Genomic DNA, 21,247 nt, shown 5'->3' with positions numbered 1-21,247 from the left:
CTCAGCCGAGCTCCTCCGTTCACTGACGACGCGCAGGTGGGTACGCCGACGCTGTGGGAGGAACTGGTGCCGCGGTCGTTTCGATCTCGGCCGCCTCAGCCCACGGTCCGCGGTATCGCCGCGGCCATCGCCCAGACAGCCTCCATCGCGATCGCACCGAGCGAGGGCACGGCATTCGGCCGGGAAATACCTTCCGCCAAGGCTTCTTTCACAGTGTCCTTGGAGAGCAATTGCGCATCCAGCTCGCGGGCGAGCGGCGGCGCCAAGGTCGACTTACCCGAGCCGGGCAGACCGTTGACCAGCACCAGGAGTTTGTCGTTCGCTCGTTGCGTCACCCCGACATTCTTGCTGGCCTCATGGTTGATTCATCACCGGCTCGGGCGGGGTTTTGCGCCAGGTGGGGCGGTGGGCGTTGGTGATCCAGCGGAGGGTCCATTCGGCGGGGCCGTAGCGGAACCAGTGAAGCCAGAGTGCGCTCAGGGCTAGTTGGAGGGTGAAGACGAGCAGGGCAGTGGACATGGTGGCGAGCGGGGAGAACGCGCCGGCGGCGGCCAGGCCTATGCCGGTGAAGATCAGTAGGCCGATTGCTGATTGGGCGAGGTAGTTGGTGAGGGCTATGCGGCCGGCGGGGGCCAGGGCTGTGCGGATGAAGGACGTGTGGGGGCTGTGCATTGCTCGGAGCAGAGTTGCGACATAGGCGGCGGTGAGGAATGGGGCGGTGGCGACGCTGATTGCTACCGGGAGGGTGTGGCCGGTGCCGCCGCCGATGGTGAACAGGATGCTGCCTGCGAGGCCGACAGGGAAGCCTGCGAGTTGAATTCGGCGCAGGATGGGTTCGTCACCGTGAATGTGGGCGAGCAGTTTACGGCGGCCCGCTACCAAGCCGAGCAGGAACATGGCCAGTGCGGTCGGTCCCTGCAGCGTAAGAGATTGCAGGACAAGGAGTCCGAGGCCTTCGAGGTGTTCGCCGATAATGTCGCCCCAGCCGCCGAGCATGGCCTGGGTGGCGTGCTCGGCATTGGCTTGCGCCTCGGCGGTCGAGGGCAGTAGCGCCGACACATCCATGAATACAGCGCCGAGCAGCAGGCCGGCCACGACCAAGCCGTAGAGAATCGCCGCGACGCGCAATGCGGTTCGGTCGCTGACCCGCCGCATCCAGAACAACACCACGCACGCCACCGCGTAGGTGGTGAGTACGTCGCCCGCGTACAGGAACACGATGTGCAGCACACCGAGAACGAACAGACCTCCGATGCGACGCAGCATTCGCGGTTCGAAGGCGGCTCGCGCGGCAGCCGCCGATTCCATCTGCAGGGTGAAGCTGTAGCCGAACAGGAATGAGAACAGCAGATAGAACTTCATATCGACGAACACCTCGGACACTGCGCGCACGGCATCGTCGAGGGTGGAGGTGTAGTCGGGGTCGATCACCAGATTGCCGGGATAACCCGAGGCCATGAAGGTGATGTTGACGATGAAGATGCCCAACAGAGCGAAGCCGCGCAGGGCATCGACGTCGTGCACTCGGGATCTGGAGGCGACCAGCTGATCGGTCATTGGCATTCTCCGCAAATCGATAGTATCCGAGGGATACTATCCAACATATACTATCTCTCGGGCTAATATCCGCCAAAAGCATCGGCGATCCCGAGGAGGTAAGGCCATGGCGGACGAGGCGGTGCCCGCCGACCTGGGCAGGCTCTGGCGGCTCCCGACACCCGCACGGCTGGGCCGACCGGCGGAACTGGACGTCGACCGCGTCGTACGCGCCGCGGTGGAGCTCGCCGATCGCTCCGGGCTGGGCGCGGTCACGCTGCTGAAGGTCGCGCAGACCCTGGGTTTCACGAAAATGGCGCTGTACCGCCACGTCGGTTCCAAGGACGAACTCTTCGAGCTGATGGCCGATTTCGCGATTGGCCAGGCACCGGATCTCGGCACCGGGCGCCTCGAGTGGCGGGCCGGGCTGCGGCAGTGGGCACATGCGATGCGCGCGGTCTACGCCGAGCATCCGTGGTTGCCGCAGCTGCCGATCTCCGGGCCGCCGCGCGGTCCGAACACGATCGGCTGGGTGGATGCCGCGCTGCGCGCACTCGCCGACACCGGAGTCGACTGGGCCACCAAGGTAGGCATCCTGATGCTGGTGAGCGGGCATGTGCGGCAAGCGAGTCTGCTCACCCAGCAGCTCACCGAGGCACGACGCGGCACTGGTCTCGACGAGGTGCAGGCCAATCGGAACTACCGCCGCACGCTCGCCGTCCTCGTCGATCCGGACCGCTTCCCCGAGGCGGCCGCACTGTTCGCCAGTCCGCTGTTCGAATCACCGCCGGATGGGGATACCGATGCCGCGGACCAGGAGTTCGTATTCGCGCTGGAATTGATCCTCGACGGCGTGGCCGCCGGGATCGATGGCGCATAGGACTCAGTCGAGCAGACGCCAGGTCCAAGTGGTTGACAGTTCCAGCGGGTCGCTCGCGGTGACCGGTCGCGGGTGGGTGTTGATGCCGTTGGGCGGACCGGATTGCGGCTCTACACAGGCGGCTTCGGGTTGCTGGTCGAAGACGACGACCCACTCGGTGGGACTGGTAATGGTCAGCTCCAGCGCATGGGGCCAGGTCAGGGTGACGGTGGTGCCATCGGGCATCGCAAAACAGTCGTCCCGAGGTCCGGGTTGCGGGGCAATGCGGCGTCCGGTCGGGAGATAGTCGGGGCCGCGCTCCTCCTGCCAGGCCGGGGTGAAGTCGAGCTCGATGTCCTTGCCGGAGCCCAGATTTCGCAGGAACCACGGATGCCAACCGACCTGCGCCGGAAACGACTCGCCCGCTGTTTCGACCCGCATGGTGAGGGCGATCGAGTGCTCGGAGAGCTGGAACTCCTGGGTGACTCGCCCCCGATACGGCCACGGGTCGGTGAGCTCGCAGCTCAGCGCGGCGGTGGATTCCGTGGTGCTGAGGACGTGCCAGGCCCTATCGCGCGCGGTGCCGTGGATAGCGTGTGGATCGGCGTTGATCGGCATCTGATGCAAAGTGCCGCCATACCGGAACTGTCCCAATCCCATCCGACCACACCAGGGCGCCATCGGAAACGCACCGTACCGTGCGCCCTGCCGCAACAGCTCCAGCTCACCGACCCGCAAACTGGTCAGCCGCCCGCCATTCTCCGGCGCGATGCTCACCTGCGCCTTCCCCGCGGTCAGCACAACACCGGAATTGCCTGCATCGGCCATGAGCGCTCCTCCTCCGACTATGGGTCAGGTAAGACACAGTGCCATGAGCAGCCCGGTCACGCTGATCGACGCGGCGTGCCCGAAACGCGGGAGGAGACTTACCTGGCGCGATGGGCGCGGGCATGCTTGGGTTAGGGCGGCATGGGCGGTCGGAACGTGAGGTGACGGATTTGCTGGATATAGTGCGGGGCGTGTCCTTCGTCCAGCTTGCGCTCGACCGGATCCCGGAGCCGTACCGGTCGTATCTGATCCAGCGGCGTGAGCTGCTGAAGTTCGCCGTCGTGGGTGGGATCACCTGGTTCATCGACACCGGGATCGTCTATGCGCTGAAGTTGACGGTGCTCGGCGAGAAGCCGCTCACCGCGCGCGTGCTCGGTGTGTTGATCGCGACCATCGTGTCGTATGTGCTCAATCGGGAGTGGTCGTTCCGGACCAGGGGCGGTCGGGAGCGGCACCACGAGGCGGCGCTGTTCTTCGCGATCAGTGCGCTCGGTATCGGTGTCACGCTGTTGCCGCAGGCGCTCGCGCTATATGTGCTCGATATCCGGGTGCCGCACGTCAGCCCGGTCACCCAGGCCGTCTCGAACTTCATCACCGGCCAGATTCTGGGTGTGCTGCTCGCGATGGCATTCCGGTACTGGGCGTTTCGGCGGTACGCCTTCCCCGACGATCTGGTCCAATCGGAGCTCGAACCGCGGTAGGTCGCTTACCCGCGAGGTAATTGCCCCGAATCGGCGACCGGGGCGAAGATCGCCGGTATGACACAGATCGGCCTGCTGCTCCCCAGCCGCGAAACCTCGATGATCGGCGAACACGATGCCGCCGGATTGGTCCGGTTCGCCCAGGCCGCCGAGGATGCCGGGTTCGATTCGGTGTGGATCGGCGATTCCCCGCTGGCGCGAACCCGAGTCGATCCGCTGCCACTGCTCGCTGCCGTCGCCGCGACTACCGCGCGCGTCCAACTCGGCACCGCCGCGCTCACCGCGACATTGCGTCATCCACTGCTCGGCGCCCACACCGCCGCCACCGTCGACCAACTCAGCAGCGGCCGGTTGGTCCTCGGTCTCGGCGCCGGATTCCCGCTGCCCGAGAGCCGGGACGAGTTCGCCGCTATCGGTGTGCCTTTCGACCAGCGCGTCGGCCGACTCGACGAAACGGTCGCCATCTGGCGCCGGAGTTGGTCCGGCGGAACCGAATTCGACGGCCGCTACTGGCAACTCGACGATCTGACCCGCACCCTCCCCGCTGCGAGCGCGGCGGGTCCTCCGCTGTGGCTGGCGGGCAGCGACACACCTCGAGTGCTCGAACGGGTGGCCCGGCACTACGACGGCTGGCTGCCGTTCCTACCGGACCCGGAGGCCTACGCCCGCGCATGGCACACCCTGCGCGAAAAGACCACCCGCAGCATCACCCCCGCCCTCTACGCCACCATCAATATCAACCAGGACTCCGCCGCCGCACGCATCGAACTCGACGGCTACGTCCGCCGGTACTACCGCCGATCGCTGGGCGAAATGTCCACGATCCAAGCCTATTTCGGCGGTTCTGCCGACGAATGCGTCCATTGGCTCGGACGGTACCTCGATGCGGGTGCGCAGCATCTGGTGCTGCGCATCGGCTCACTGCAGGCCCGCCGCCAGCTCGATCTCCTCGCCGACGCACTACTCCAAACGGCTTGAGCCTCAGCCCTTCATCTGCGCGATCTGAATCAGGTTGCCGCAGGTGTCGTCGAGCACCGCGGTGACAACCGGCCCCTGATCGAGCGGTTCCTGAGTGAATCGCACGCCGAGTCCGCGCAACCGCTCGTACTCGGCGTACAGATCGTCCACCGCGAACGATGTGAACGGAATTCCGTCCTCGACCAGCGCCTCCTTGAACGGCCGGACCGCCGGATGCCCATCCGGCTCCAACAGCAGCTCGACGCCGTCCGGTTCCTGTTGCGACACGACCGTCAGCCAGCGCGCTTCGCCGAGTGGAACCTCGGTCTTCTTCACGAAGCCGAGCACCTCGGTGTAGAAGCGCAACGCTTTGTCCTGATCGTCGACCAGAACGCTGGTGATATTGATACGGATCATCGGTCCTCCTGGAGCCAGCGGTGGGTGAGCTGCCGCAGTGGTTCTCGGTTCAGATGGTGGAATTTGTACCGGCCGTCCCGGCGCGTGGTCACCAGACCGGCCGCCGCCAGCACATCCAGATGCTGCGAAATCGCCTGCCTGCTCGAAGTGAGCTGGTGGCCCATGGTGAGCCGTGCGCAGAGCTCGAACAAGGTCTGGCCGTCGCGATCGGCGAGTTCGTCGAGGATCGCCCGACGTGTGGGGTCGGCCAGCGCCTTGAAGACATCGCCGCTCACACCCCTCACTATAGGCAAGTAACCACTTGCCTATCAAGTGGAGTTCAGATCGAAAACAGGGCGGGCGAATGTGTCGGGGGCCGAGTTAAATTGGGTTGATGAGCTATGAGTTCGTGGTGCTGCCCGCGGGCGCGGCGGCATCGCCGGGGGACGTACTTCCTTATTTTCGATCCAGACGCGGGCAACCCGCCGATGACCACCTCTACCAGACCGTCATCGCCGGACTACACGGCTGGAACAGCCGAATTCCGGCCGCCGCCCGGCATGCCAGGCTGCGGATCGAGGCGGCCGGAGATTCGGTGCGGGTGACCGCCGCCGACAGTGTGGATCGCCGCAGGACTCGCGGCTCCGCTATGGACTACGCCGCGCCGCGGGTACGCGAACTCATCGAAGCCCTCATCGCGGGTTTCGCATATGAAATCTACGATGCGCGGACCAACACCTTGACCAGCCCCGAAATTCGCCGCTACGCCTCGATCGATATCGGTGGTGAACGCAAATATTCCTCACTCACCCAGCGCGAAGTTTTCGACTGGGTCCGCCAACTCCATCTGCTGGCCGCCACCCCATTTCTGATCGCCGAAAAGCGAAACGACGCAAAGAGTTTCATCCGGACCCACCGCAACTCCCCTGCCGACTACACCCTCGAAATCCACCACCCGATCCGCGACCAACGCCTCCGCGCCACAATGACCGACGGCGCGACCGTCGCCCAACTCATCTGGGACTGGGCCTGCGACGAGTGGAGCCGCCTGGATGGCATCGATTGGGCACCATTGAAATGAAATAGTCAGCGCCACTGGACAATTCGCGCCGCGGCCGCTCGCCGACTACGATCTTCCTCGGTCGTATCCTCGGCCGTGTCGCGGATACGTTCCCGCACCTCCGAAATCCGATCGCTCGCGTAGTTGACGCCAGGGCGCGGGTTTCGGCTCGCGGGCCCAGGCGAGTGCGCCGGGCGAGCTCAGCCGTGCGAGACACCGACGCGTCGCGAGCCGGACCGGGAGCGGAAAGTCGTGTGCCCGTAAGAGGTCCGTCGCGATGGCCGGCAATGTGGTCTCCCAACCGGCCGGGCCGCTGATCAGCTTTGCCTCGATCGCGGCTCGCAGCACACATTCGCGTTCCATCGACTCGCGTTCCACTCGGTGCTCCGGCGCGGACAGACCGTGTGGACGCCGATCGAGCCAATCGCGCTGCTCGACCTGGTGATCCCACCGCGGATCGCAAACGATGCAGTCGACGACGAGGTCACGAGCCAGCGCGGGCCGTTCGAGCGCTGCCACGAAACAAGCGCCACGGCCGCGCTGGATCAGCCCGAGTAGCGTGCTCGGCTCAGCGGACGACACGGCACGACCTCGAGTCGCCACAGCCCGGCCGGAAACCTACTTATCTGTGGGACAGAGACATCCGCCTACGACGAATGCCCGGGCAGAACACATACCGCGTCGAGCCCGAGCACATGATTGAGCCGCCCGAAGGCCAGCCACGATCCGATGCTCATACTCAATTCGACGATTTCGGTCTGGCTGTACTGCGCGCGCATCCGATTCCAGAACTCGTCATCGAGATTGTGGTGATCGGTGGCGTAGCGTTCGGCGTATTCGGCGGCCAGCCGGGTGCGTTCGTCGAACAACTCGGTGGTCCGCCAGTTGGTCACCGCGTCCGCGAACTCCGGCTCCACCTTCTGACCGTCGCGTTCGGTGCGCCAATCCAGGCAGAAGATGCAGCCGTTGACCTGGGCGATCTTCAGCCGTGCCGCCTCGAATTCGCGCAGTCCGAGGGTCGAATGCGAATACACCGACAGCGAGAAGTTCGAGGCGGCCAAGCCGATGCCGGGCACCATCTCGCCCCACACGTAACCGATCGGGTCCTTGCCCTCGGGGATGTCGATGATCATGGGTGCTTCCTTCCGAGCTTGCCGACTGCGGGACGCAGTGGGATATCGAGCGCGTCATAGAGTCCGGGTTCGGCGGCGACGAGCCAGTCGATGGCATTCACCAGTCGGCCGACGGCGGTGGCATTGCCGCCCGCGGAACGGTTTCCGTCCTCGTCTGCGGCCTCGATGGTGATTTCGATGCGCGGGTGGCCCTCGATGAGCACGCGGTGCGCGCCCTCGCCGTCCGGCGGTGTGGGCCAGTCCGGTGCGCAGGACGGGTGGATCCGGGTGACGTGTTCGATGACGATGCGTGGCTCGCCCTCGACGATCCCCTGCACCTCGAATCGCAACGCGCCCTGCGTACCCGACGCGAACTCCCCCATGCGCTCGGTGGTCACGGTGGTGTCGAGCGCGCGGCGGTCCAGGGTTTCGCGGATCTCCTGGAGTTCGACGCCCAGCGCCCGCGCCATCAACCGAATCTGCCCGCCCCACACCATGGTCGGGATGCCCGGCGCCACCATCGGCGGCAGATAGTCCATCGGCTGGCCCATACCGACCAGATAGCGCACCGAATCGGGCTGGTCGTAGGTGGTGTAGTCGAAGATCTCCTGGCACCGGATCGCATCCACGGTGCTGCCGAGTCCGCTCATCAGCAGCGGCAGCACATCATTGCCCCAGCCGGGATCGACACCGGAGACGAACAGCGACCCGCCGCCCCGCGCGATCGCCGCCAGCACTGGATCGCGCATTTCGGGTGGGGCGCCGCGCGGATCGTAGAGCGCGTAGAGCGCCGGGGTGACGACGACCGCGCCGGACTCGATGGCCCGGACGATATCGGCGAGCGCGTCATCAGGACGGATATCACCGGAGGCCGCGTACACCACAGCCCGAGGTCCGGCGGCCAAGGCCGCCTCGATATCGGCGGTCGCCGGGACACCGAGGTCATAGTCGAGCCCCGCGAGCCGGCCCGCATCGCGGCCGTCCTTATCCGGATTGTGGACGAGCACGCCCGTGAGTTCCAGCGCCGGGTGTGCGTCGACGGCGCGGATGGCCGCGCGGCCGACATTGCCGGTGCCCCAGACAATCGTGGGGATCATCGAGTGAGCGTAGCAAGCGCTTGGTTCGGTGACCGGGGTTATGGGAATTACACAGTGGGGCTACGGAATTCGCACGGCTATTTCGCGGTGTTGTAGCGCACCAGATAGTCGGCGAACCGCCCGATGTCGGCGTCATCCCACGCCGTCAAGCGCTCGGCGAACTCCTGATGGCGACGCCGCTCGGCCGCCCCCGCGACCCGCCGCCCCTCCGGCGTCGGCCGCAGGATGTGGTTGCGGCGGTTCTCCGGATCGACCTCCCGGGTCAGGTAGCCCAACCGCTCCAGCGCGCCCACCTGCCGACTGACCGTGGATTTGTCGAGCACGAAGTGGTCCGCGAGATCGGTCGCCTGACAGCCGTCGCGCTCGATGACCAGATCCAGAATGCTCGACGCCACCAGCGATAACTCCGGATGCAACTCCGAGGCGCGGCCGCGGGCGCGCCGAGCGAAGGCGGTCAGTTCGCGCTGGATGATGTGGATCGCCGCGGTGCGCGGTTCGGTGGACATGGTTGCACTATACATTAGTTGTATGATACAACAGTAATAGTTGTATTTACCAACTATTAGGAGTTGACCTTCATGCGTTCGCATCAGCTACGGCATGTCGCCGGCCATCTGCTGACCCCATTGCTGATGTGTCTCGGCATGGCACTGGCCTATCTGGGCGCGTTCCATCAGCCCGAGCCGAACCATCTGAAGGTGGCTGTGGTCGGCACATCCGCGCGGGACATGGTGCTGGCGCAGACCATGAAGGACAAGGCAGGCGACGCGCTCGAGGTCGTCACGCTGCCCACCCGCGACGACGCCACCGCACAGCTGCGCGACCGCACGCTCTCCGGCGCGTACATTCCTGACGCGCAACATCCCGAACTGCTTGTGGCCAAGGCCAATTCCGACACCACGGCCATGGCGGTCGAGTTGGTTTTCCGGCAGGTTGCCGGGACGCAGGGTGTGCCGATGACGGTCACCGATATCACCCGGACGGCCAGTGGTGACCCCACCGGACAGGGCCTGTTCTTCCTGCTCGTCGCCCTGAGCATCGGCTCATACGGCAGTGTCGCCGCGATAGGTGCGGCGGGCGCCGGACTGTCCATGCGGGTGCGCGCGGTGATCGGCCTGGCCACCTCGCTGGTGGTCAGCATCATCGGAATCGTGGTGGCCGCGCCGGTCTTCCATATCGTCGACCACGACTACGCGGCGATCTGGGCGATGGGCTGGCTGTACTCAGCGGGCATCATCACCGTCGGTATCGGACTGCACACCTTCCTGAAGCGCTGGACCACCCTTGCGCTGATGGTGCTGTTCGTCATGCTCAACTTCACCACCTCCGGCGGCATCTACCGCCCGGAACTGCAGAACGGCTTCTTCGGTTCGCTGCACGCCTTCTGGAACGGTGCGGGTTTCGTGGAGGGCGCGCGCAGTCTGCTGTACTTCGACGCAGGTGCGGGTTTCGCCGGCCGCATCGCGAGTCTGGTCGTGTGGCTGGCCGCCGGCGCGGTAATGCTGGTGGTGGCCGCGCGACACGAACACCGCAACTCCCCCACGCCCGCCGCTCCCGTGCGTGCACAGCGACCCGCCGAGGCCGAGGAGGAAGTGGAAGAGGCGGTCGGCGTCTGACACCTCACCGTTCGATTCGACCCACGTTCGGTGGGTCGAATCTTTCGCGGTCGCGTCGCATCGCTGTCCGGGACCGGGTACGATGATCGCATCGCCGCTCTGGCCTTCGAATTCCGCAGAACCCGGTTTATATGTAACCGTGAGTTACATATAAATGCGTGACCATCGCAGAATCGGGCATGAACTGCAATTTCGCCTGGCGCGCAACGTCTTCGAACACACCAAGTTGATCGGCGGCCCCTATCAGGTGCAAGATCGTGGATGTGTCGCGTGGCGGCGCCGGGTGGACGGCGATCGGCATGGCGGCACCGTGATCGAGGAGTCCGCCGTGCGTCCACATTCGCGCTCGCACTGAGGTCGAGCGGGGCATCGAGGCCCCACCGCATTCCAGCACCCTTCGCGGAGCCGCACGGCCAGTGCATCTTCCTCGAACGAGAGACGATCCATGGCATCAACCGACCTCGACTGACCGAACTGCTCGACTCGATCGGGCCGGACAATGCCGATACCGTACGGCGCGAACTCGATGGATTGGCCGCCATCTGGAATCGCACTTCCACTGGGAGGAACGCAGGCTCGTGCAGGCTTTCGACGAATTCGAAATGGGTACCAGGACAGGCGAGGAACTTCTCGGTCTCATGGTCGCGGTGGATCGCATGCGGTTTGCTCGGGACTGAAGCAGCCACCACATCAGAAGCGGGTACGGTATTACCGGCCGGACCGCGTAGACAGGGGCGAGGAAGCATCGGTGAAAGGTCGGGGCGCGATATGAATCAGCCGTATTCGCACTGGTATGCCCAGAATTCGCCGGAGAACCTACCGCTGGCCGCCCGCTACCGATCCGCCGACCCGATCACCTGGAACGGCAGCCTGATCTACCCGATGTACACCGAACAGGTCGGATCCGCACCGATCCTGGTCACCATGAAGCTGCTGTCCGCGGCACCACCCGCGGGTCTGCGCGGACACGGAATCGGGCTGTCGGTGGTCGACGGGCACATCGGCATCGATGGCAGACGCCTGGCCGGAGTCGACGTATGGAGCGATGCCCTGGCCGACGGCGTTACCTTCGAGGTGGTCCCGACCGATCCGGGCGCACTGTTCTCGCTGACCCCGGTCTGGGTCGACGGGTTCGGCGCACAGAAATCCTGGTCCGGCAACTACGGCATCCTCATCGAACAACCACCGACCGGCCGAATCATCCTGTGGTGCAGTGTCGGCGAGGGCCCGCCGAATTTCGCCAACCTGGTGGTCGAGGTGGAAACCGCGAATCTGCCCGCCGGCTCCGCCCCGACGCCTGCCGCCCCGACGCCTGCCGCCGCGCCCCCGACGCCGCAACCCGCCGAACCGCGACCGGACAGATCCGCGCAGCCGACACCAACGACTCAGCCACAGCGCGCCGTATCCGTTGCTCCCGAGCGGCCTCGCCCCCCTGAGCCGCAGCCGACACCCGCTGACCTCGAAATGGTGCGTTTCCCGGAATCACTGCAAACGACATTCGCCCGCCCCGAACTTCCAGCGGCCGAACAGACCACACCGTTACAAGCCGCGCGTACCCGGTTGGCGGAACCGTCAGTTGCCGAGCAGGTTCCGGTGAAGCAGGAACTGGCAGCGGATACCGACCACACCCCGTTGCCGGAAGCGCCGAAGCCCGGACAATCCAAATCGCAGGCGCGCACCAACGATGGCGACCGCGGCTACCGCGCCGCCCTCTACGATCTCGGCGTCGCCATGTTCGGCCGCGGCGAGGAAGAACAGGCCTGCGGTCTGTGGGCACAGGCCGCCGAGGCCGGGCACGCCGGCGCGGCCTATGACCTCGGCGTCGTTCTCTTCAATCGTGGTGAACTCGGCGATGCCGAGCGCTGGTGGCGCACCGCGGCCGAGCGCCGCGAATCACGCGCCATGACCGGGCTTGCCGAGCTCCTCGAACGCCAGGGCAATCACACCGAAGCCGAGATCTGGCGCGCCTGCGTCGCCGAGGAACAGACCGACGAACACGATCAATCGGTGAATTCGGGTTGAGCGGCAGCAGGATTCGCCCCCAGTTGGGCCCTGGCGGCCATCAGTGCGAAGCCGAGCAGGTTGAGTCCACGCCAGGCGGCGGGATTCTCGGCGCGCGGATCGTCGGCTGCCAGTCCGATACCCCACACTCGGTCGATCGGACTGGCCTCGACGAGCACTCGGTTTCCGGTGCCGAGTAGGTACTGCTTCAGTTCTTCGTGCTGACCGAATTTCGCCACATTTCCGGCCACCACGATGTCGAAACGACGTGCGTCCCAGATGATCTCGTTGAACCCGCGCACCATGCGGCCGAGATCCTTCGACTGCTTGGGATGCCCGGCTGCCAGAACCTGCTCGGCCACCTCGGTATCACCGAACGCCATCGCCTTGCCCCACATCATGTAGTGCTCGGCTGTGGCATAGGTCAGACCATCGACAACGAACGACGCGGGCCACCATTGGCTCAGGCATCCAGGGCCGATACTGCCGTCGCGCTGCGGCTGGTGTCCCCAGAATCGCAGATATTTCACCCGGCCGCCGCTTTCGGCGAGGGTGATCAGATCGGGAACCGAGCGCACCAGCATGAGCGACAGTGTGCCGGATAGCTCCGACATGTTCGCCTCGATTTCCGCCGCACCCCAGCCGCTGGCGGGGGGCGCGATAAATCAGTCGCGGACAATTCCTGCGTGCTCTAGTTTTGCCCGTATGGCAGGCAGTCCTGGCTTGAACGGAGCGTGCGTGGTCCCCGCGTACTACGTGCGGCCCCGCGCGGCAGCCCGGCCTCTGCCCGCGCACTGCGCTGCTCCCGTTCCTCGATCGATCTGATCGATTTCTCCAGTTCTGATCGAACTGAGATGGGCTGCGCCCCATAGTGTTCCGGCACGGTCCGGGCGAATCACACATTCCTGATTCGACCACTCCGTTCGGAGGACACCCATGTCCCGCAATCGTTCGCCGGCGCATGCCCGGATCCGCTCCGGCAGCACCCGCAAGCAGCTGTCGCAGAATTTCCTCACCGATACCGGCGTCGCGGGAAGGCTGGTACGCGCGGCCGGTATCGGCGCCGATGACCTCGTCGTGGAGATCGGCCCCGGCGACGGCATGCTCACCAGACATCTCCTGAGCACCGCGCGCCACGTCCTGGCCTACGAAAAGGACCCCCACTACGCCGAGAGACTGTGCGCACGCTATGCAATCGACCGTCGAATTCAGGTGCACCACGCTGATATTCGCGATATCACGCCGCCTCGCGAACCATTCACGGTCGTCGCCAATATTCCGTTCGCCGCGAGCACCGATATCGTGCGTTGGTGTCTTGCGGCATCGCGGCTCAGGTCGGCGACATTACTGACCCAACTCGAGTTTGCCCGCAAATACGCCGGGGACTACGGCCGCTGGACCAAACTCACCGTCACCCAATGGCCCACCGTGACAATGGAACTGGGCATCCGAGTCGAACGCCACCACTTCCACCCGATACCACGGGTCGATGCCGCCGTCCTGCGGCTGCGCAGACGCGAACAACCACTGCTCGCACGACAGGAACTCCGTGGCTACCACCAACTCGTGGAATTCGGCTTCTCCGGCCTCGGTGGTTCCCTCGCGGCCACACTGCGCCGGGTCCATCCGACTCACAGGGTCCGAGCGGCCTGCACCGTGGCCGGAATCGCCCTCGACGAACCCGTCGGCCTCGTCTCCCCGGACCGCTGGCTCACCCTCTACCAGGCATTGAGGTAGCAAATCAGTTGCCCAACTCGGCCGCCATCGGGGTATCGGCGGAGCTACGATGCGCAGATGGCGCACCCCGCTCCGCCGGTACCGGGGGCGACGGTCGCTCCGGACCGCTCGCCGGGCGGGCCGCGTGGCACCGGGGTCGCCGAGGTCGTCGAGCGATTCGCGGAGGCCTGGCGGGCCGCCGATACGCCCCCGGATCTGCCCGCCTACCTACCGGACTCCCCCGCCATCCGCCGGGTGTCGCTGATCGAGCTGATCAAGGTCGACTTGGCGCACCGATGGATGCGCGGCACCGAGCCGAAGCGTCTCGCCGAATACGTCGAGGAACTGCCGGAATTGCGCACCTGGCCGCTGCCGCCGGATCTCATCTACGAGGAGTTCCATGTCCGCAGGCGCGCGGGCAGTTCGGTGGATGTCGAGGAATACACCGCGGCCTATCCCGAACAGGCCGAGCAACTCTCGGAGATGCTGGCCACCGACGATTACCGCAGCACTCTCCTGGCCGTCTACGCCGATCCGGTGAATCTCGACGATATCGATGTCGGCCAGAAGATCGACGACTTCGACCTGATGACCGGGCTGGGTCGTGGCGCGTTCGCGCGGGTGTTCCTGGCCAGACAGCGCTCCATGCAGCGGCTCGTCGCGGTGAAGATCTCCCAGGACAAGAGCGCCGAACCACAGACCCTGGCCCAACTCGACCACGACTACATCGTGCGAGTCTTCGACCAGCGAGTCCTGGAGAGTCGCCGCCTGCGCCTGCTTTACATGCAGTACGTGCCGGGCGGGACGCTGTTCACCGTGCTCGAGCGGGTGCGCAACACACCGGCGGCCGAACGCTCGGGCGCACTGCTGGTCGATGTCATCGACTCCGTACTCGCCGACAAGGGCGAGATCCGCCCCAGCGAGTCCCCCGTGCGCGCCGAACTGGCCGAATTGTCCTGGCCGGAGACCATCGCCTGGCTCGGGCGAAGACTGGCCCAGGCACTGGACTACGCCGGACGCTGCGCAGTGCTGCACCGCGATATCAAACCGGCCAATGTCCTGCTGACCGCCGAGGGCATCCCGAAACTCGCCGATTTCAACATCAGTTTCAGCGGCAATGTCTCCGGTGACAGCCCGGTCGCATACTTCGGCGGCTCGCTGGCCTATATGTCACCGGAGCAGCTGGCCGCCGTGCACCCGGACAAACCGACGACGGCCGCCGACCTCGATACTCGCAGCGACCTCTATGCGCTGGCCGTCATGCTGTGGGAATTGCTCACCGGCCGTAAGCCTTTCGATGACGATAAGGCGACCGGCGGCGATCGCACCGCACTCGATGGCATGTTGAACCGCCGGTCGGGAAGTCCGCAATCGCTGCCCTATCAGGATCTTCCGGCCGATTGCCCGGCAGCGCTGCGTCGCGCACTGGTCCGCGCCCTCGATCCGGATCCGGATAAGCGGTGGGCGCGCGGCGCGGATATGGCCCAGCAATTCGATGTCTGCCTGGACGCCCGCGCCCGCGACCTGGTCGACCCGCCGCCGCACAGTTGGCGGTTGCGCGCCCGAGTGCTCATGCACCCCATCATGGCGCTGGCCATCGGCGGTCCGAATGCGCTGGCAATCCTGTACAGCTACAACCACAATCGCACGCTCATCATCGCCAAACTGGATACGCAGGCGCAGCTCCGCTTCGACCAGATTGCCGTCGCCACCTACGGCATCTGCTTCCTGATCGGGATCATCGTCACCAATGTGCTGCTGGTCGATCTGTGGTCCATTTCGCGCGGGCTACGCAAGGGCAAGTCCTACGACGCGCCGACCCTGGCCCGCGCCCGCAGTGAAGCCCTGCAACTCGGTCGCCGAAATGTGTTGACCTGCTTCGCATTATGGGTATTGGCCGGTGTCGTCGTCCCGGTGTCGGTGCAGGTCTCCGGCAATCACCTGGCCGCCGAGGCCTATGTGCACTTCTTCATCACCCAGATCGTTTGCGGCGCGATCGCCATGGCCTACCCGTATTTCCTGGTCAGCTTCTATGCGGTGCGTAGCATCTACCCGATGTTCCTGCCGCACAGTGGACTCGGCGCCGCCGACGGTGTTCAACTGCGCCGGCTCGACCGCAGCAGCACCTACTTCCTCGCGATCGCCGCCGCCGTACCGCTGCTCGGCATCGCGGGCGCGACGTTCATTCCCGCCGAGGATATTCCGGCGGTCATCCTGCCGCTGCGTGTGCTGTGTGTGGGCAGCGCGCTGGCCTTCATCGCCATCTACTGGTTGTTCCGGATGCTCGAACAGGACATCGCCGCCCTGGAACGCATTGTCGCCCGATGATCAGCCGGGCTGGATGAGCATGCGCTCGAGGATCTAGCCTGCCGCATTGCGTGGTAGTGCGGGCCGATCGACATAACTGAGACGGCGCTGTCAGGCATTTGTCCCCAGAGGTAACAGTTAGGTCAAGAGCTGCGTGCTTGCCGGAAGATTGCTCGACTGCCCGTTACTGGCGAACCGAGTCCCGCGGGCCATGTGGCACTGCACAATGTGATCTAGAGGTGCTTCGTGCACAGTCATTGCGCGAGGACTGGGGAACCAGGAGCGAATATGACCGCCAGAGCAGATCTCGAACAGGAACTGGGCGGACCCGTCGCGGCCCTCGATCAACTCTCCGAGGCGGAATCCGCCGAATTGCTGACCCTGTTCCGCGACGCGCGCATGGCCGAGACGGCCGGACTCACCAAGGCCGTCGACGGACTGGTCGGTGCACTGCCCTGGCCGCTGAGCACCGCGGCGAAGAAGGTCATGTTCGGGAATCGGCTCGGATGAGTACAGCGTCGCGCAGCGACTCGATGGGTGGTGGTGGTCGGGAGACGGGTGGGCCGGACCTGGTGACCAGGGCGCAGCTGGTTCTGCTGGCCCGCACACTGCATGTCCCTGTCGAACGCCTGGCCCACTTGGAGAAACTCGGCGCCGAGCAGCTGCACGAACTGCAACAACGCATGGCGCGGGCCCTTTTCGACGACCACTCCGCGACCTTCGGACGGCTCAGCAAGCTGGTCCCGATAATTCCGCTGAGCATCTCGATACCACTGGTGCAGCGAGTCGTGCCGCCGATGATGGGCGGACGCGCCGCGGGTGCGGTCGGCATCGAACATCCCAAGAAGGCCGCGGAAGCCCTCGGGATGCTGGATCCGAAATACGCCGCCGATTGCGCGCCGTATATCGACCCGCATACCGTCGGCCGACTCGCCGAGGTCGCGCCGCCGGAACCGGTCGTGCGGGTGGCCAACGAGCTGATGCGCCGCAAGGACTATGTCACCGCCGGTCCGTTCCTCGGCTTCGCAACGACGCAACTGGTCCGCGCGATCGAGGCGGGCGTGCCCGACGACGAGGGCCTGATCCTCTCGGCGGCCTACGCCTTCTCCGGCCCGAATATCAGCGCGATCGTGCGCCAACTGCTGTCCGGGCCGCTGGATCGGATACCGCATATCCTCGACACCGTCCTCGCCGGTTCCACCGAGCTGCGCCTGGCGGCGGTATCGGTCTTCGCCCGCTGCGACGAGGACGTGATCGAAGCGCTCGGCGACATCTTGCTCGATATCGGCCCGCCCGAAGCCATTACCGAACTCGCCGCCACGTTCATTCAGCACGGCGCGATCAACGACATGCTCCGCTTTGCCGCATACCTGAGCCCATCGGCGCTGGACACCTTGGCGGCCAATCCGATCACCGCGGATCCAGCGGCGATGGCGGCGCTGGTCGCCGCCCTCGCGGGGCAGAGCGATCCGATATTGTGGCGCGGCATGCTCGACCTGGTCGAGCGCACCGATGCCGAGATCCAACGCCGAATCGGTACCCGACTACTGCAATTGCCCGAATCAACCGTGACCGCGATACCCGGCATCGCGACCAAGGGCCGGTTGTGGTCGACACTGCTGCGAGTCCTCGCCGTGGCCGATACCGACACCCAGGTCCGTCTCGGGGAGCTGTGGGCCAAGCTGCCCGCCGACGACCGCACGGACATCCAGGGGCGCGCCCGCGATCTCGGGCTCGCGACGCGCCTGGCGACACTCACCGTCACGCTGGACATCTACGGCTGATAAACCGAATACATACGCGCGCAACCGGTCTCGGGTGAGGTGACTCGAGACCGGTTGCGTCGTAACGGACTACACCGGCGTGAAGTCCCGGCTCGCGATATACGTCGGTCGCGGTGCCGGGGCGGCGAACGGCTCCACCAACGTGTTCTCCACGCTGTTGAATACCAGGAAGATATTCGACCGCGGGAACGGCGTGATGTTGTTCGACGAACCGTGCATGATATTCGAATCGAACAGCAGGGCCGATCCGGCGCTGCCGGTGAACTGGGTGATGCCGTACCGGTTCGCCAGCGCATTGATATCCGCGTGCGTCGGTACGCCGATCTCCTGCTCCTGCAACGACTCCCGATAATGCTCGGCCGGCGTGCTGCCGGTGCACGGCACGAAGGTGCGGTGCGAGCCGGGCATCACCATCAGGCTGCCGTTGATCGGATAGTTGTTGGTCAGCGCGATGGACAGGCTGACCGCACGTGGTGCCGGCATACCGTCCTCGGCATGCCAGGTCTCGAAATCCGAATGCCAGTAGAAGCCGGTGCCGCGGAAGCCGGGCATGTAGTTCACCCGGCTCTGATGGATGTAGACGTCCGAGCCGAGCACCTGCCTGGCCAGTCCGGCCACCCGGGATTCGCGGACCAGATCGGCGATCGCGCCGCTGAGCCGGTGCACCTCGAAGACCGAACGCACCCGGTTCGAGGACTTCTCCACGATCACCCGGTCGTCGCCCTGCAGCGCCGGCTCACCGGCGAGACGGTCGATTTCGGCGCTGAACTCCGCGACCTCGGCGGGTGTCAACAGCTCTTCGACGATCCCGAAACCATTGGCATCGAAGGAGGCCAGTTGCTCGGAATCGACCGCGCCCCACACGGTGGGATCGGTCCGGTCGCGGTGCTCGCCGGCCGTGACGAGCCGAGTCGGGTAGCGATCGTCGGTCTGCACCAACGTCATTGCGCCTCCTATCCGCTTACCTGGGCCGCGACGAGCGGGTAGACGCCGTCGCTGTCGTGGACCTCCTGCCCGGTGACCGGCGGGTTGAACACGCACATCATCCGCATATCGGTACGCACCTCCAGGCGGTGGCGCTCGTGTCCGTCGAGCAGGTACATCGAGCCCGGAGCCAATTCGTAACTGATGCCGTGATCCAGATCCGTCAGCGTCCCTTCACCTTCGACGAGCCACACCGCCTCCACGTGGTAGCGGTAGTGGAACTCGTGCACGGTCCCGGCTTCGATGCTGGTCTCGTGGAAGGAGAATCCGACGCCGTCGCCGCCGAGCACGATGCGCTTACTGCGCCAGCCCTGCCCCGCGACATCGCGCTCGGTGCCGGTGATCTCCGCGGTGCTGCGCACGATCATCTCAACGCTCCTGTCCGCAAACGGTGCCGATCGCGCCGGTCAGCACTCGCAGACCATGCTCGACCTCCTCGTCGGTGACCGTCAATGGGGGCAGCAACTTCACCACTTCGTCCAGCGAACCGGAGGTCTCCACCAGCAGCCCACGCTCGAAGGCGACCTGGCAGACCTTGCCTGCCTGGGAGGGATCGTCGAAGACCACACCGTGCACCAGTCCGCGCCCCCGCGTCGAGATGCCCGGGAAGTACTCGGCCGCCTGGGTCAGGGCCGCACCGATCCGCTGCCCCTTCGCCTCGGTCGAGGCCTGCAGGGTGCCGTCGGACCAGAAGTGCTCGAGCGCGGCCTGTGCGGTGATGAAGGCCGGGTTGTTACCGCGGAAGGTGCCGTTGTGCTCACCCGGCGCCCAGACGTCGTGCTCCGGTTTGAACAGCACCAGCGCCAGCGGCAAACCGTAGCCGCCGATGGACTTCGAGAGCGTCACGATATCGGGGGTGATGCCGGCGATCTCGAAGGAGAAGAACGGTCCGGTCCGGCCGCAGCCCATCTGCACATCGTCGACGATCAGCAGAATGCCACGCGCGGTGCACAATTCGGACAGATGCCGCAGCCACTCCGGCCGCGCGATATTCACGCCGCCCTCACCCTGCACTGTCTCCACGATCACCGCCGCGGGCCGGTCGAAACCGGACGAGGTGTCGTCGAGCACCCGCTCCATCCACTGGAAGTCGGCGGTGGTGTTGTCGAAGTAGCCGTCATAGGGCATATGCGCGGCATGCACCAGCGGCACACCGGCGCCGGCCCGCTTGGCGGCATTGCCGGTCACCGACAGCGCACCCAGCGACATGCCGTGGAAGGCGTTGGTAAAGCTGATGATTGTCTCGCGTCCGGTGACCTTGCGAGCCAACTTCAGCGCGGCTTCGACGGCATTTGCGCCGGTCGGGCCGGGGAACTGGACCTTGTAATCCAGGCCACGCGGCGTGAAGACGGTGTCGCGCAAGGTTTCCAGCAGTCCGCGCTTGGCCACGGTCGACATGTCGAGGCCGTGGGTGATCCCGTCACCGGCGATGTAGTCCAGCAGCGGCTGCTTGAGCACCGGATTGTTGTGGCCGTAGTTCAACGCACCCGCTCCGGCGAAGAAGTCGAGGTACTCCTTCCCGTCCTCGGCTCGCAACCAACTCCCGGACGCGGTGGTGAACACCGTCGGCCAGGCGCGGCAATAGCCACGGACATTGGATTCGAGATCCTCGAAAATGGTCGTCTCGGCGGTAATCATCGTCGATCCTCCTGCTTTCGGGCGGTGGGGGCGATCAAATAGAGGTCTTCGGCAGCGTGGCTGTCCGGGAAGAGTTCGGAATCGAATAAGGGTTGCTTGGTCAGCTCGGCCGACCGGCGACGCGCCACCGAGGCGAACATCGCGATCGAGGCCGGATTGTCCGGTGCGATCGTGGTCTCCAATGCCGAGACACCGGCGCCTGCCACGGTGTCGAGCAGCGAATCCAGCAGCGCGGCGCCGAGGCCACGACCCCGCTGTTCATGCTCGACCGCGACCTGCCACACGAACACCGTCTGCGGCGCCTGCGGCCGCAGGTAGCCGATCACAAATCCGACGACCCGGTCACCGACTTCGGCCACCACCGAGGTGCTCGCGAAATCACGACACCACAGCAGGTAGGCGTAGCTCGAATTGGTGTCGAGGACCTGCGAATCCTTGGCGATACGCCAGATCTGGGCCGCGTCACCGACTCTCGGCGGGCGCAGCACCGGCTGCGTGTGCGGTCCGGAAATCGGTACGGCCGAAGGGTATTCGGTGACCGACGGTTCGATCGTCTTGGTGGACAAGGTGTGCAGTGACATACGTCTCCCTGGTCGGGTCTGCAGTACTTATCCAGGCTTACGAAGCAACTTTGAGGTGAACCTGTCGATCTCTT

General features: G+C 65.4%; 24 protein-coding genes. 10 read left to right on the top strand and 14 right to left on the bottom strand.

Going from position 1 to position 21,247, the window contains the following annotated elements:
• Nucleotides 1-95 precede the first annotated feature (95 nt).
• The gene (locus ACIBW7_RS35540; protein ID WP_397054159.1) at nucleotides 96-335 is read right to left on the bottom strand and encodes an AAA family ATPase; all 240 of its coding nucleotides are present in this window, start codon (nucleotides 333-335) and stop codon (nucleotides 96-98) included.
• A 19-nt stretch (nucleotides 336-354) separates the two neighbouring features.
• The gene (locus ACIBW7_RS35535) at nucleotides 355-1,557 is read right to left on the bottom strand and encodes a DUF418 domain-containing protein (RefSeq protein ID WP_397054157.1); all 1,203 of its coding nucleotides are present in this window, start codon (nucleotides 1,555-1,557) and stop codon (nucleotides 355-357) included.
• Between the two features lie 106 nt (nucleotides 1,558-1,663).
• Between ACIBW7_RS35535 and ACIBW7_RS35530 the strand changes: the two genes are divergently transcribed.
• Entirely contained in the window at nucleotides 1,664-2,416 is a 753-nt protein-coding gene (locus ACIBW7_RS35530) for a TetR/AcrR family transcriptional regulator (RefSeq protein WP_397054155.1), read from the top strand.
• A 3-nt stretch (nucleotides 2,417-2,419) separates the two neighbouring features.
• Here ACIBW7_RS35530 and ACIBW7_RS35525 read toward each other — a convergent pair whose 3' ends face one another.
• Entirely contained in the window at nucleotides 2,420-3,223 is an 804-nt protein-coding gene (locus tag ACIBW7_RS35525) for an aldose 1-epimerase (RefSeq protein ID WP_397054153.1), read from the bottom strand.
• A 191-nt stretch (nucleotides 3,224-3,414) separates the two neighbouring features.
• Between ACIBW7_RS35525 and ACIBW7_RS35520 the strand changes: the two genes are divergently transcribed.
• Both ACIBW7_RS35520 and ACIBW7_RS35515 read left to right on the top strand, forming a co-directional pair.
• On the top strand, nucleotides 3,415-3,924 hold the full coding sequence (locus tag ACIBW7_RS35520; RefSeq protein WP_397054151.1) for a GtrA family protein: 510 nt from the start codon (nucleotides 3,415-3,417) through the stop codon (nucleotides 3,922-3,924).
• 57 nt (nucleotides 3,925-3,981) lie between these two features.
• Nucleotides 3,982-4,902 carry an LLM class flavin-dependent oxidoreductase gene (locus ACIBW7_RS35515; RefSeq protein WP_397054149.1) on the top strand — a complete coding sequence of 307 codons (921 nt, stop codon included), beginning with the start codon at nucleotides 3,982-3,984 and terminating at the stop codon, nucleotides 4,900-4,902.
• Between the two features lie 3 nt (nucleotides 4,903-4,905).
• Here the strand turns inward: ACIBW7_RS35515 and ACIBW7_RS35510 are convergent, their stop codons facing one another.
• Both ACIBW7_RS35510 and ACIBW7_RS35505 read right to left on the bottom strand, forming a co-directional pair.
• The gene (locus ACIBW7_RS35510) at nucleotides 4,906-5,298 is read right to left on the bottom strand and encodes a VOC family protein (protein ID WP_040690671.1); all 393 of its coding nucleotides are present in this window, start codon (nucleotides 5,296-5,298) and stop codon (nucleotides 4,906-4,908) included.
• Nucleotides 5,295-5,585, bottom strand: a complete 291-nt coding sequence (locus ACIBW7_RS35505; RefSeq protein ID WP_397054297.1) for an ArsR/SmtB family transcription factor — start codon at nucleotides 5,583-5,585, stop codon at nucleotides 5,295-5,297. The genes ACIBW7_RS35510 and ACIBW7_RS35505 overlap by 4 nt, the downstream gene beginning before the upstream one ends.
• Before the next feature lie 86 nt (nucleotides 5,586-5,671).
• On the opposite strand from ACIBW7_RS35505, the gene ACIBW7_RS35500 reads away from it, so the two are divergent.
• Complete coding sequence (locus ACIBW7_RS35500; RefSeq protein WP_397054146.1) at nucleotides 5,672-6,358, top strand: hypothetical protein; 687 nt, start codon at nucleotides 5,672-5,674, stop codon at nucleotides 6,356-6,358.
• 45 nt (nucleotides 6,359-6,403) lie between these two features.
• Here the strand turns inward: ACIBW7_RS35500 and ACIBW7_RS35495 are convergent, their stop codons facing one another.
• The 4 genes from ACIBW7_RS35495 to ACIBW7_RS35480 form a co-directional block, all read right to left on the bottom strand.
• A complete protein-coding gene (locus ACIBW7_RS35495) occupies nucleotides 6,404-6,919 on the bottom strand; it encodes a hypothetical protein (protein WP_397054144.1) in 516 nt (171 codons plus the stop codon).
• A 65-nt stretch (nucleotides 6,920-6,984) separates the two neighbouring features.
• On the bottom strand, nucleotides 6,985-7,470 hold the full coding sequence (locus tag ACIBW7_RS35490) for a carboxymuconolactone decarboxylase family protein (protein WP_397054142.1): 486 nt from the start codon (nucleotides 7,468-7,470) through the stop codon (nucleotides 6,985-6,987).
• On the bottom strand, nucleotides 7,467-8,546 hold the full coding sequence (locus tag ACIBW7_RS35485) for a dihydrodipicolinate reductase (RefSeq protein WP_397054140.1): 1,080 nt from the start codon (nucleotides 8,544-8,546) through the stop codon (nucleotides 7,467-7,469). Before ACIBW7_RS35485 ends, ACIBW7_RS35490 begins: the two co-directional genes overlap by 4 nt.
• Nucleotides 8,547-8,623: 77 nt before the next feature.
• Entirely contained in the window at nucleotides 8,624-9,052 is a 429-nt protein-coding gene (locus ACIBW7_RS35480; RefSeq protein WP_397054138.1) for a MarR family winged helix-turn-helix transcriptional regulator, read from the bottom strand.
• A gap of 72 nt (nucleotides 9,053-9,124) precedes the next feature.
• Here ACIBW7_RS35480 and ACIBW7_RS35475 point away from each other — a divergent pair, with 72 nt between their 5' ends.
• The gene (locus ACIBW7_RS35475; RefSeq protein ID WP_397054136.1) at nucleotides 9,125-10,162 is read left to right on the top strand and encodes a hypothetical protein; all 1,038 of its coding nucleotides are present in this window, start codon (nucleotides 9,125-9,127) and stop codon (nucleotides 10,160-10,162) included.
• Between the two features lie 768 nt (nucleotides 10,163-10,930).
• Complete coding sequence (locus ACIBW7_RS35470; protein ID WP_397054134.1) at nucleotides 10,931-12,184, top strand: tetratricopeptide repeat protein; 1,254 nt, start codon at nucleotides 10,931-10,933, stop codon at nucleotides 12,182-12,184.
• Here the strand turns inward: ACIBW7_RS35470 and ACIBW7_RS35465 are convergent.
• On the bottom strand, nucleotides 12,163-12,777 hold the full coding sequence (locus ACIBW7_RS35465; protein ID WP_397054132.1) for an NADAR family protein: 615 nt from the start codon (nucleotides 12,775-12,777) through the stop codon (nucleotides 12,163-12,165). The genes ACIBW7_RS35470 and ACIBW7_RS35465 overlap by 22 nt on opposite strands.
• A 322-nt stretch (nucleotides 12,778-13,099) precedes the next feature.
• On the opposite strand from ACIBW7_RS35465, the gene erm reads away from it, so the two are divergent.
• The 4 genes from erm (at nucleotide 13,100) to ACIBW7_RS35445 (ending at nucleotide 17,970) form a co-directional block, all read left to right on the top strand.
• Nucleotides 13,100-13,900, top strand: a complete 801-nt coding sequence (erm, locus tag ACIBW7_RS35460; protein ID WP_397054130.1) for a 23S ribosomal RNA methyltransferase Erm — start codon at nucleotides 13,100-13,102, stop codon at nucleotides 13,898-13,900.
• Between the two features lie 57 nt (nucleotides 13,901-13,957).
• Complete coding sequence (locus ACIBW7_RS35455; protein ID WP_397054128.1) at nucleotides 13,958-16,207, top strand: serine/threonine-protein kinase; 2,250 nt, start codon at nucleotides 13,958-13,960, stop codon at nucleotides 16,205-16,207.
• A gap of 267 nt (nucleotides 16,208-16,474) precedes the next feature.
• A complete protein-coding gene (locus tag ACIBW7_RS35450; protein WP_397054126.1) occupies nucleotides 16,475-16,696 on the top strand; it encodes a hypothetical protein in 222 nt (73 codons plus the stop codon).
• The gene (locus ACIBW7_RS35445; protein WP_397054124.1) at nucleotides 16,693-17,970 is read left to right on the top strand and encodes a hypothetical protein; all 1,278 of its coding nucleotides are present in this window, start codon (nucleotides 16,693-16,695) and stop codon (nucleotides 17,968-17,970) included. Before ACIBW7_RS35450 ends, ACIBW7_RS35445 begins: the two co-directional genes overlap by 4 nt.
• Before the next feature lie 69 nt (nucleotides 17,971-18,039).
• Here ACIBW7_RS35445 and thpD read toward each other — a convergent pair whose 3' ends face one another.
• The 4 genes from thpD to ectA are packed head-to-tail and all read right to left on the bottom strand — an operon-like array spanning nucleotide 18,040 to nucleotide 21,173.
• Entirely contained in the window at nucleotides 18,040-18,915 is an 876-nt protein-coding gene (gene thpD, locus ACIBW7_RS35440; RefSeq protein WP_397054122.1) for an ectoine hydroxylase, read from the bottom strand.
• A gap of 8 nt (nucleotides 18,916-18,923) precedes the next feature.
• Nucleotides 18,924-19,322 carry an ectoine synthase gene (locus ACIBW7_RS35435; protein ID WP_397054120.1) on the bottom strand — a complete coding sequence of 133 codons (399 nt, stop codon included), beginning with the start codon at nucleotides 19,320-19,322 and terminating at the stop codon, nucleotides 18,924-18,926.
• A gap of 1 nt (nucleotide 19,323) precedes the next feature.
• The gene (gene ectB, locus ACIBW7_RS35430; RefSeq protein ID WP_397054118.1) at nucleotides 19,324-20,592 is read right to left on the bottom strand and encodes a diaminobutyrate--2-oxoglutarate transaminase; all 1,269 of its coding nucleotides are present in this window, start codon (nucleotides 20,590-20,592) and stop codon (nucleotides 19,324-19,326) included.
• A complete protein-coding gene (gene ectA / locus ACIBW7_RS35425) occupies nucleotides 20,589-21,173 on the bottom strand; it encodes a diaminobutyrate acetyltransferase (RefSeq protein ID WP_397054116.1) in 585 nt (194 codons plus the stop codon). The genes ectB and ectA overlap by 4 nt, the downstream gene beginning before the upstream one ends.
• Nucleotides 21,174-21,247 lie beyond the last annotated feature (74 nt).

Source organism: Nocardia sp. NPDC049526 (genome assembly GCF_044465765.1).
Taxonomy (GTDB): domain Bacteria; phylum Actinomycetota; class Actinomycetes; order Mycobacteriales; family Mycobacteriaceae; genus Nocardia.
The sequence above is the reverse complement of the archived record's forward strand: the minus strand, read 5'-3'. Positions and strand labels throughout refer to the sequence as shown.

What these genes read in the sequence shown, in the direction of transcription:
- ACIBW7_RS35445 (WP_397054124.1), top strand. Translation starts at nt 16,693, where the DNA reads ATGAGTACAGCGTCGCGCAGCGACTCGATGGGTGGTGGTGGTCGGGAG.
- ACIBW7_RS35530 (WP_397054155.1), top strand. Translation starts at nt 1,664, where the DNA reads ATGGCGGACGAGGCGGTGCCCGCCGACCTGGGCAGGCTCTGGCGGCTC.
- ACIBW7_RS35465 (WP_397054132.1), bottom strand. Translation starts at nt 12,777, where the DNA reads ATGTCGGAGCTATCCGGCACACTGTCGCTCATGCTGGTGCGCTCGGTT.
- ACIBW7_RS35510 (WP_040690671.1), bottom strand. Translation starts at nt 5,298, where the DNA reads ATGATCCGTATCAATATCACCAGCGTTCTGGTCGACGATCAGGACAAA.
- ACIBW7_RS35515 (WP_397054149.1), top strand. Translation starts at nt 3,982, where the DNA reads ATGACACAGATCGGCCTGCTGCTCCCCAGCCGCGAAACCTCGATGATC.
- ACIBW7_RS35525 (WP_397054153.1), bottom strand. Translation starts at nt 3,223, where the DNA reads ATGGCCGATGCAGGCAATTCCGGTGTTGTGCTGACCGCGGGGAAGGCG.
- erm (WP_397054130.1), top strand. Translation starts at nt 13,100, where the DNA reads ATGTCCCGCAATCGTTCGCCGGCGCATGCCCGGATCCGCTCCGGCAGC.
- ACIBW7_RS35475 (WP_397054136.1), top strand. Translation starts at nt 9,125, where the DNA reads ATGCGTTCGCATCAGCTACGGCATGTCGCCGGCCATCTGCTGACCCCA.
- ACIBW7_RS35535 (WP_397054157.1), bottom strand. Translation starts at nt 1,557, where the DNA reads ATGACCGATCAGCTGGTCGCCTCCAGATCCCGAGTGCACGACGTCGAT.
- thpD (WP_397054122.1), bottom strand. Translation starts at nt 18,915, where the DNA reads ATGACGTTGGTGCAGACCGACGATCGCTACCCGACTCGGCTCGTCACG.
- ACIBW7_RS35455 (WP_397054128.1), top strand. Translation starts at nt 13,958, where the DNA reads ATGGCGCACCCCGCTCCGCCGGTACCGGGGGCGACGGTCGCTCCGGAC.
- ectA (WP_397054116.1), bottom strand. Translation starts at nt 21,173, where the DNA reads ATGTCACTGCACACCTTGTCCACCAAGACGATCGAACCGTCGGTCACC.
- ACIBW7_RS35435 (WP_397054120.1), bottom strand. Translation starts at nt 19,322, where the DNA reads ATGATCGTGCGCAGCACCGCGGAGATCACCGGCACCGAGCGCGATGTC.
- ACIBW7_RS35480 (WP_397054138.1), bottom strand. Translation starts at nt 9,052, where the DNA reads ATGTCCACCGAACCGCGCACCGCGGCGATCCACATCATCCAGCGCGAA.
- ACIBW7_RS35450 (WP_397054126.1), top strand. Translation starts at nt 16,475, where the DNA reads ATGACCGCCAGAGCAGATCTCGAACAGGAACTGGGCGGACCCGTCGCG.
- ACIBW7_RS35490 (WP_397054142.1), bottom strand. Translation starts at nt 7,470, where the DNA reads ATGATCATCGACATCCCCGAGGGCAAGGACCCGATCGGTTACGTGTGG.
- ectB (WP_397054118.1), bottom strand. Translation starts at nt 20,592, where the DNA reads ATGATTACCGCCGAGACGACCATTTTCGAGGATCTCGAATCCAATGTC.
- ACIBW7_RS35470 (WP_397054134.1), top strand. Translation starts at nt 10,931, where the DNA reads ATGAATCAGCCGTATTCGCACTGGTATGCCCAGAATTCGCCGGAGAAC.
- ACIBW7_RS35500 (WP_397054146.1), top strand. Translation starts at nt 5,672, where the DNA reads ATGAGCTATGAGTTCGTGGTGCTGCCCGCGGGCGCGGCGGCATCGCCG.
- ACIBW7_RS35485 (WP_397054140.1), bottom strand. Translation starts at nt 8,546, where the DNA reads ATGATCCCCACGATTGTCTGGGGCACCGGCAATGTCGGCCGCGCGGCC.